Raw genomic sequence first — 8,923 nt, forward strand, 5'->3', positions numbered from 1 at the left:
GGCATCAGGGCGCCGCGGCGGTGCCCGGTCCCGGGTAGTCGGAGCCGAAGCAGGCCCGGATCTCGCGCTCGCTGTCCGGGCGCCCCGCGAAGTTGAGGCGCGAGTCGTGCTCCTTGGGCGCGGCCTTGGGGTCGGCTCCGAAAGAGACCGACCACCAGTAGACGCCGGCCATCTTCCGTTCCCGGACGACCTGGCAGACCGCTTTGTACCAGTTCGCCTGCACGGCCGGGTTGACCCGGCGCTTCGCGTAGAAGTCGCCGGGGGCCCGGTAGGCGCCGTCCATCGCGCTGATGCCCGCCTCGGAGAGCACGATCCGCGGGAGAGCTCCCTTGCTCTTCTTGTCGAGCCAGGTTTCCCAGCCGGCGACGAGCTCCTCGACGGGTGCGTCGTCGGCGGCCTTGACGGGGAAGTAGGCGTCCACGCCGAGCCGGGTGACGGGGACGGCGATGCGGCCGTTCACGTAGTTGTCCCAGTTCGCGTCGTAGGACACCTCGCCCTTGAACCGCTTCTCGGCCTGTGCGATCAGGTCCTTCCAGCCCGGTTGCCCCTCCATGGAGTTCAGCTCGGTCCCGATCACGAAGGTCGCCGCCTGCCGGCGCTGGGCCACGTCGAGGTAAGGGCCGAGCAGGGCCTCGTAGGAGGCGAACCAGGCCGCCTTGTCGGTCGGCGTGATGTTTCCGCGCCAGCCCTCCGGCGGGACGAGCGCCGCCTCGTCCAGGGTGGGCCGGACAGTGGTGCGCAGCCCTGCCTCGTGGAAGACCCGCAGGACCGTGTCGAGGCGCTCGGGCGTCGGGGTGCCGCGGCCGGCCGCGAGCTTCGTCGAGGTGCGGCCCTCCGTGTAGAAGGGGAAGGAGACGGAGACCGCGTTGGCCTTCAGCCCGACGAGGTAGTCGGCCTGCACCCGTGCCTGCTTCTCGACGTACGCGTCGCCGTGCTCCTTCGTGTCCTCCCAGAAGATCTGGACGCCCCACTCCGGCATGCCGGCCTTCCACGGCTTGTCCACCTTCAGGGCGGGCCCGGTCGGGGTGCCCGCGTCCGCAGCCGCGCCGCTCGCCTCCCGGGCGGCGCCGCTCCCGTCCGCGAGGACGGTGTCGTCCGTACGGCTCCCCTTCTCGGCGGGCGAGCCGTGCAGCACCAGGGACGGGGTGAGGGAGCCGGCCCTCCAGCGCAGGGGGTGGTCGCCGACCACGAACGGCAGCCCGATGACCAGCGAGGTCACGGTGACGGGGAGGATGGCGAGCAGGGGGACCTTGGAGCGCTTCTTCGCGTCGGGCTGCGCGTTCGCGGTGTTCTTCGCGTTCGTGGTGTTCTTCGTGTTCTCGGTGTTCTGCGCGTTCTTCACGGCGGGGTCTCGGTTCCTCACGCGGGCTTGGCGATGACGACGAACTTGTTCTCCTCGCGCTTGAGGAACTTGAACAGCCCGCGCAGGCCGCCCAGCCCTTCCAGTACGGAGAACAGCGGGATGAGGGCGAGCACGACGAGCGGCTCCCACCAGCGCCGCTTGCCGTTCGCCGAGACCATGGCGTTGAGCCGCAGTCCCTCCCAGTACGTCCAGATGACGTAGGCGAAGTTGAGCGCCCACATGATCACGACGGTCTGCGCGACGGGCGAGGTGTTGAAGTCACCGATGAGCCAGGCCACCAGGAGCACGGTCGTCACGTGCTGGAGCGGCCCGAGGACCCAGGTGGCCACGCAGAGCAGCAGGAACCAGCGGTACCGGAACGGCACCGTCCGGTTGAAACAGAGGGCGACCAGGCCCCACGCCCAGCGCTCGCGCTGCTTGATGAAGTCCCTGGTGGTGGCGGGCGAGGCCCCGTAGCAGCGGCCGTTGAACCAGTCGCTGCGGCCCGGGTACATACGGCAGAACGTCAGTGCCAGCTGGGCGTCCTCGACGATGGCCTTGGGGCCGAAGTCCCAGCCGATGGTCGCCTCGACGGAGGCGCGGAGCAGCAGCAGTTCCCCGTGTACTCCGGCGACCGGGGTGCCGAGTCCGGTGAGGGCGCGGAACCGGGCTATGTCGTCGGCGGGCCGGACCGCGTCGGCGAGCCAGGTGAAGCGGTTCACGGCGTTCTCGCGCGGGTAGGCGAGGATGCCCTGCGCCATGTGCTTGCCGTCGTCACCGGCCCGCCGCTGGCGGTTGACGAACTGGGCCACGGAGGCGGCGGTGTCGGGGCCGACGCCGGTGTCGTCGTCCATGTGCAGCACCCACACGTCGTCGAGTGCCTCGCCCTCCGCGATCCGCAGCTCGTGCGCGTAGTGGTTGGCGCGGGCCTTGAAACGCGTGCCGTTCGCCGTCTCGTACGCCTTGGGCACCGTGACCACGCGGATCAGGGGGTTCGTCTCGGCCAGGCCGTCGATCCGCTCGGCCGCCTCGCAGCCCTCCTCCGTGAGGACGTCGACCCGCATCCTCGGGAAGTACGGGGGGAGGTGGTCGACGTAGCTGAGGACCGAGCGCTCCAGGGCCGGGTACGTGTCGTGGCGGCCGATGGTGGGCACCAGCACGACGAGGAAGTCCTCCTCCACGGGCGCCGGCGGGACCATCTCGTGCGCCTTGCGCAGCCGGCGGCGGATCAGCAGGGCGCCCTGGAGGCCGACCATGACGCCGAAGCCGGGCAGGGACCAGACGATCGACAGCGTCCAGCCCAGCGGGGTCGGGTTCGGCTCGTACGCCCACAGGCCGAAGCCGGCGAGGAGCAGGAAGGGCAGCAGGAAGGCCGGCACGCCGGGCTTCCAGTCCGCATGGCGCTGGACGAGTTTCGCATCGCGGCGGGAGGTCGCCGCGTGCTCGTGCAAGGGAGCGAGGGTCATGGCAGGGTCCTTCTGGATTCCTACGGTTGAGAGGGCTGCTGGGGCGGCGGGGGCTGCTGCGGCCAGGGGGCCTGGCCGCCGTACGGACCGGATCCGTAGCCGGGCTGCGGGGGCTGGGGCTGGGCGTAGCCCGTCTGCGGCTGCTGCGGCTGGGGCTGGGGCTGGGCGTAGCCCGTCTGCGGCAGCTGCTGCGGCCCGGGCTGGGCCGGGTAGGCGGGCACCGGCCCGAACCCGTGTGGCGAAGACGGCTGCGGCTGCTGGTACTGCTGCGCCTGCTGCGCCGCCGCGCGCTGTGCCTGCTCGTGGGCCTGCCGGGCCTCGTGCGCCTGCTGGGTCCAGGGGTTCACCGGCGGCTGCCACGGCTCGTACGCGGCGAAGTCCCGCAGCAGCAGCACGATGAGGGTGCCGGTGACGAGGACGCCGGCGGCGAAGGTCGCCAGCTTGAAACCGCCCTGAAGGGTGGAGGTGAAGTAGTCGGTCTGCTTCTCGTCGAACAGCGCACCGGTCAGGCTGCGCACCCGGTTGTAGCCCTCGATGGCCGCGCCGCCGATGACGATGCCCCGGCCGAGGCTGTTGCCCCGCAGGACCAGCAGGCCGCCCGCCACGTAGACGACACCCCAGTTGAGGTTGAACGTCTCGGCGGTTCCGGAGCCGTCACCCGTGCCGTAGTAGACGATGCCCTGGAGGAAGTCGACGACGCCGACCTGCCAGAAGCAGTTGTACAGGGCCCAGAGGAGCAGGATGCCCGCCCACCCCATGGCCACGAAGGCGGCCACGCGGTGGGGACGTGGCGTTGACATGCTCAACTTCAACTCCTATTCGGGATTTCCCTCGTGCAAGGCGAGCCATTGCACTCCCGCGGGGCCGGAATCCCGGCCCCCCGTGATGGTCTTGGGGTCGTTGTAGGTCTGCTTCACGTCCGCCGGGGCGTTCTTCGCCGTCAGTCCGTCACCCCACACGGTCCACAGCACCCAGGGCGCCTGGTCGAGGGTGGTGCGCTGCGCCGCGCCCAGCGGCACGTGGAAGGACTCGGCGAGGATCCGCGGCTTGCCGTAGTCCTTGAGGCCCTGGTGCCACCGCGCCGTCCACGCGACGGAGTCGAAGGGGTTCTCCGGCGATCCGCTGTAGTCGTCGACGCCGACCACGTCCACGTACTCGGCTCCCGGGTAGAAGTCCCAGGGGTCGCTGCCGTGCACGCCGTCCCATGCCGCGGGGGCCCAGACGAAGATGAGGTTGTGCAGCCCGCGGGAGCCCACCAGGTAGTGGTAGAGCAGCTTCCACAGCGCCGTGTACTGCGCGGACTTCAGCCCCGCCCACCAGAAGTTCTGGTCCCCGCCGAGCGCGTTCATCTCGTGGTACGGGCGCAGCAGTACGGGTACGTCGTACGCGGCCAGGTAGCCGAGGTGGTCCGCGAGGAAGGACAGGTCGAGCAGCAGCGCCGCGTGCTCCGGGGAACCGGCGGTGAGCACCCGGTCGATCCATCCCGGGTCCTTCGCCGCCGGCGCGTTGCGGCGCAGCGTCTGGTCGTAGCTCTTGACCGGGCTGCCCGGCCACGGCTGGTGGAACGACATCCCGACCAGGCCGGCCGGCGCTCCCCCGTTCGTCGGGAGCGTCGTCTTCGTGCCGTTCCAGAGGAGTTCGGTGCCGGTCGGGTTGTACGAGCCGTCGGCCTTGCGGGGCAGTCCGTGCCACACGCCCAGGGCGAGGTCGACGACGTCGTTCGTGTAGGTCCAGAACTCGCGGCGGGCGGGCCAGGCGGCACGCGAGTAGTCCCGGGCCTCGCCCACGCCCCAGCCGTCCTGCTGGTATCCGGGGCCCAGGTCCAGTTCGAGGAAGGCCGGCAGCTTCCCGGTGATGTCCTGGGGTTTGCGGTAGTAGTAGCCGGGCGGCTTGGGACCCGTGTGGTCGCCGTACTCCGGGTTGTACCGCTCGTTGTGCACTTCGGCGTGCTGGCCTATGAGGGTGCCGCGGCGCCGGCCGGCCCGGGCGTCCGCCTCCAGCCCGGCCAGTAATCGGTACACGGCCTGCGCGGCCCGTGAGGCCTTGGGGTCCCGCGTCAGCAGGTCCTTCTGGAGTCCTGCGGCGGGCGCGCGCGAGGTGCTGTAGGCCGCCACGCCGGCGAGGGCTCCGCCCGTTGCCGCGGTGGCCGCCGCTCCCCAGAGGACATCGCGCCGCTTCAGTTCGCGACGTAACACTTCGAGACCCCCCTCTCCCGACAGCGGCCCCTGCCCGACACGGGCTACCCCTGGGGCCGGTGTCACCCTACGCGTCGGCCCCCGGGCCGTGGGGCTCGGGGGCCGATGGTTTCACCGTTTGTCATGCGGGGAAGCGCGTGGCGTTACGCGGCGGGGAGTGCGTCCAGCTGCGCCGTGATCCGGGCGATGTCCGCCTCGGCCTTGGCCAGCCGACCCTTGATCTTGTCCACGACGTTGTCGGGGGCCTTGGCCAGGAAGGCCTCGTTCCCCAGCTTCGCCTCGGCCTGCTGCTTCTCCTTCTCCGCGGCCGTGAGGTCCTTGGAGAGCCGCTTGCGCTCGGCGGCCACGTCGATGGTGCCCGACAGGTCGAGCGCGACCGTGGCACCGGCCACCGGGAGGGTGGCGGTGGCGCTGAAGCCCTCGCCCTCCGGCTGGAGGCGCAGCAGCTGGCGGATGGCCGGCTCGTGCGCGGCCAGCGCCGTACCGGCGAGGTCCAGGCGGGCCGGGACCTTCTGGCCCGGCTGCAGGCCCTGGTCGGCGCGGAAGCGCCGGACCTCGGTGACGACGGCCTGGAGGTTCTCGATCTCGGTCTCGGCGGCCTCGTCGCGGAAGCCACTGTCCTTCGGCCACTCGGCGACCACGAGGGACTCGCGGCCGGTGAGGGTGGTCCACAGCGTCTCGGTGACGAAGGGGACCACCGGGTGCAGCAGGCGCAGCATGACGTCGAGGACCTCGCCGAGGACCCGCCCGGAGACCTTCGCCGGCTCGCCGCCCGCGAAGAAGGTCGTCTTCGACAGCTCGACGTACCAGTCGAAGACCTCGTCCCACGCGAAGTGGTAGAGCGCCTCGCTGAGCTTGGCGAACTGGAAGTCCTCGTAGTACGCGTCGACCTGCGTGACCGTCTTGTTCAGGCGGGACAGGATCCAGCGGTCGGTCGCCGACATCTGCTCGGGGGCCGGCAGCTCGCCCTCGATGGTGGCGCCGTTCATCAGCGCGAAGCGCGTGGCGTTCCAGATCTTGTTGGCGAAGTTGCGGGAGGCCTGGACCCAGTCCTCGCCGATCGGGACGTCGGTGCCGGGGTTGGCGCCCTTGGCCAGGGTGAAGCGGACGGCGTCGGAGCCGTACTTGTCCATCCAGTCCAGCGGGTCGACGACGTTGCCGAAGGACTTCGACATCTTCTTGCCGCGCTCGTCGCGGACCAGGCCGGTCAGCGCGATCGTCTTGAAGGGCGGCTTCCCGTCCATCGCGTACAGGCCGAACATCATCATCCGGGCGACCCAGAAGAAGATGATGTCGTGGCCGGTGACCAGGACGTCGGTGGAGTAGAACTTCTCCAGGTCCGGGGTCTGCTGCGGCCAGCCGAGCGTGGAGAACGGCCACAGGCCGGAGGAGAACCAGGTGTCGAGGACGTCGGTGTCCTGCGTCCAGCCCTCGCCGGTGGGCGCCTCGTCGTCCGGTCCGACGCAGACGACCTCGCCGTCCGGGCCGTACCAGACCGGGATGCGGTGGCCCCACCACAGCTGGCGCGAGATGCACCAGTCGTTGAGGTTGTCGACCCAGTCGAAGTAGCGCTTCGACATGTCCTCGGGGTGGATCGCGACCCGGCCGTCGCGGACGGCGTCGCCGGCCTCCTTGGCCAGCGTCTCGACCTTGACCCACCACTGGAGCGACAGGCGCGGCTCGACGGTGGTGCTGCAACGGGAGCAGTGTCCGACGGAGTGCAGGTACGGGCGCTTCTCGGCCACGATCCGGCCCTGCTGGCGCAGCGCGCCGACGACGGCCGAGCGGGCCTCGTAGCGGTCCTGGCCGAGGAAGGGGCCGTGGACGGTGATGACACCGTGCTCGTCCATGATCGTCATCGACGGCAGGCCGTGGCGCTGGCCGATGGCGAAGTCGTTCGGGTCGTGCGCGGGGGTCACCTTGACGGCGCCGGTGCCGAACTCCGGGTCGACGTGGGTGTCGGCGACGACCGGGATGGTCCGGTCGGTCAGCGGCAGCTTGATCTGCTTGCCGACGAGGTGCTTGTACCGCTCGTCGTCGGGGTGGACGGCGACGGCGGTGTCACCGAGCATCGTCTCCGCGCGCGTGGTGGCGACGACCAGGCTGTCCTCGCCCTCGCCGTAACGGATGGAGACGAGCTCGCCGGCGTCCTCCTGGTACTCCACCTCGATGTCGGAGATGGCCGTCAGGCAGCGGGGGCACCAGTTGATGATGCGCTCGGCGCGGTAGATCAGGCCGTCGTCGTAGAGCTTCTTGAAGATCGTCTGGACGGCCTTGGACAGGCCCTCGTCCATGGTGAAGCGCTCGCGCGACCAGTCGACGCCGTCGCCGAGGCGGCGCATCTGCCCGAGGATCTTGCCGCCGTACTCCTCCTTCCACTGCCAGACCCGTTCGACGAACACCTCACGGCCGAGGTCGTGGCGGGACTTGCCCTCCTCGGCGAGCTGCTGCTCGACCTTGTTCTGGGTGGCGATACCGGCGTGGTCCATGCCGGGCAGCCACAGCGACTCGTAGCCCTGCATCCGCTTGCGGCGGGTCAGGGCGTCCATGAGCGTGTGCTGGAAGGCGTGGCCCAGGTGCAGGGAGCCGGTGACGTTCGGCGGCGGGATGACGATGGTGTACGAGGGCTTCTCACTCGCGGGATCGGCGGTGAAGTACCCACGCTCCACCCAGCGCTCGTAGAGCTTCCCCTCTACCTCGGCCGGCGCGTACTGGGTCGGCAGTTCGGAGTTGGGGCTGCTGGGTGTCTGCGTGTTCTCGGTCACGGGGCACAGTTTAGGGCCGTAACAGTCCAGTCATGAAACCGGTAATCGGGGGGCCCGGGGGCTTGGGGGCGTTCGGCTTCCGACAGGATGTGTGAAACGCATAAGGATCTCTGAAGGGGGACGCGGGTATGAGCTACAACCAGCCGGGACCGTACGGGGCCCAGCCGCCGCAGCAGCCGGGGCCGTACGGAGGCCCCCAGCCCGGGCCGTACGGGCAGCCCGCCCCGCAGCCCGGCTACGGCTACCCGCAGCAGCCCCCGCCGCCGCCGGGCGTCCCCCCGCAGGGCTACCCCCAGCAGCCCCCGGCCTACGGCTACCAGCAGCAGCCGGGCATGCCCCCGCAGCCCCCGTACGGCATGCAGCAGCCCCCGAAGAAGTCGAAGGCCGGCATCGTCATCGGCGTGGTCGTCGCGGTAGCCGTGATCGCGGGCGCCGGCTGGTACTTCACGCAGGGCGGCGGCGCCTCGGGTTCGGTGGCCGCGGACACCAAGGGTTACAAGCTGGTCGCCCCGGAGTCGGTCAACGAGTTCAAGAAGAACCCGAAGTCCCAGCCGGACACGTTCACCGACAAGGAACGCAAGGAGGCCGAGTCCGTCGGCGTCAAGAACCCCACCCAGGTGAAGCAGAAGTACCAGGCGGGCGACCCGAGCAACCCGCTGACGGCCAAGGCACTCAACTTCGAGGGCGTCTACGGCGACATCGCCGACCCCGAGAAGGCGGTCGACGCGTACTTCGCCCTGGCCAAGGCCAACAGCAGCGACGGCAGCAAGACGACGGTCGAGCTCGTCGGAAGCCCCAAGGCGATGACCCCGGCCGGCTTCAAGGGCGCTGTGATGAAGTGCCAGGAAGCCAAGTACACCCTCAAGGACTCCACGGCCAAGGGGCCCAAGGAGTTCACGATCCCCGTCTGCATCTGGGGTGACCACAGCACCCTGACCATGGTCGGTGCGAGCGATGCGGCCGCGATCCTGGCGGGTCAGAAGGGCTACACCCAGGAGCAGGTCGCGGATCTCGCGGCCAAGCTCTACAACACGGCACGCGTCAAGATGTAGTGCGACGCCGCTGGAACACGAAGAGGGGCGGGGGGGCGGGGGGGGGGCGCCCCCCCGCGGCGGGAGGGGCGGGGGGGCCGCCAGGAAAAGGGGGGGCGCGGGC

At 70.3% G+C, this 8,923-nt stretch carries 6 protein-coding genes; 1 reads left to right on the forward strand and 5 read right to left on the reverse strand.

The window, feature by feature from the left end; genetic code table 11:
- Positions 1 to 4: 4 nt before the first annotated feature.
- The 5 genes from AB0B01_RS25695 to AB0B01_RS25715 all read right to left on the reverse strand — a co-directional run bounded on the left by AB0B01_RS25695 (position 5) and on the right by AB0B01_RS25715 (position 7,768).
- Complete coding sequence (locus AB0B01_RS25695) at positions 5 to 1,342, reverse strand: hypothetical protein (RefSeq protein ID WP_361723542.1); 1,338 nt, start codon at positions 1,340 to 1,342, stop codon at positions 5 to 7.
- 17 nt (positions 1,343 to 1,359) lie between these two features.
- Complete coding sequence (locus tag AB0B01_RS25700; protein ID WP_361723545.1) at positions 1,360 to 2,808, reverse strand: glycosyltransferase family 2 protein; 1,449 nt, start codon at positions 2,806 to 2,808, stop codon at positions 1,360 to 1,362.
- Between the two features lie 20 nt (positions 2,809 to 2,828).
- The gene (locus AB0B01_RS25705) at positions 2,829 to 3,608 is read right to left on the reverse strand and encodes a hypothetical protein (RefSeq protein ID WP_361723548.1); all 780 of its coding nucleotides are present in this window, start codon (positions 3,606 to 3,608) and stop codon (positions 2,829 to 2,831) included.
- 15 nt (positions 3,609 to 3,623) lie between these two features.
- Positions 3,624 to 5,003, reverse strand: coding sequence for a glycosyl hydrolase (locus tag AB0B01_RS25710; protein WP_361723551.1), 1,380 nt, complete (start codon positions 5,001 to 5,003; stop codon positions 3,624 to 3,626).
- Between the two features lie 143 nt (positions 5,004 to 5,146).
- Positions 5,147 to 7,768 carry a valine--tRNA ligase gene (locus AB0B01_RS25715; protein ID WP_361723554.1) on the reverse strand — a complete coding sequence of 874 codons (2,622 nt, stop codon included), beginning with the start codon at positions 7,766 to 7,768 and terminating at the stop codon, positions 5,147 to 5,149.
- Positions 7,769 to 7,896: 128 nt separating this feature from the next.
- Here AB0B01_RS25715 and AB0B01_RS25720 point away from each other — a divergent pair, with 128 nt between their 5' ends.
- Complete coding sequence (locus AB0B01_RS25720) at positions 7,897 to 8,820, forward strand: hypothetical protein (protein WP_361723557.1); 924 nt, start codon at positions 7,897 to 7,899, stop codon at positions 8,818 to 8,820.
- Positions 8,821 to 8,923 lie beyond the last annotated feature (103 nt).

The organism is Streptomyces sp. NPDC044571 (assembly GCF_040647115.1).
GTDB lineage: Bacteria > Actinomycetota > Actinomycetes > Streptomycetales > Streptomycetaceae > Streptomyces.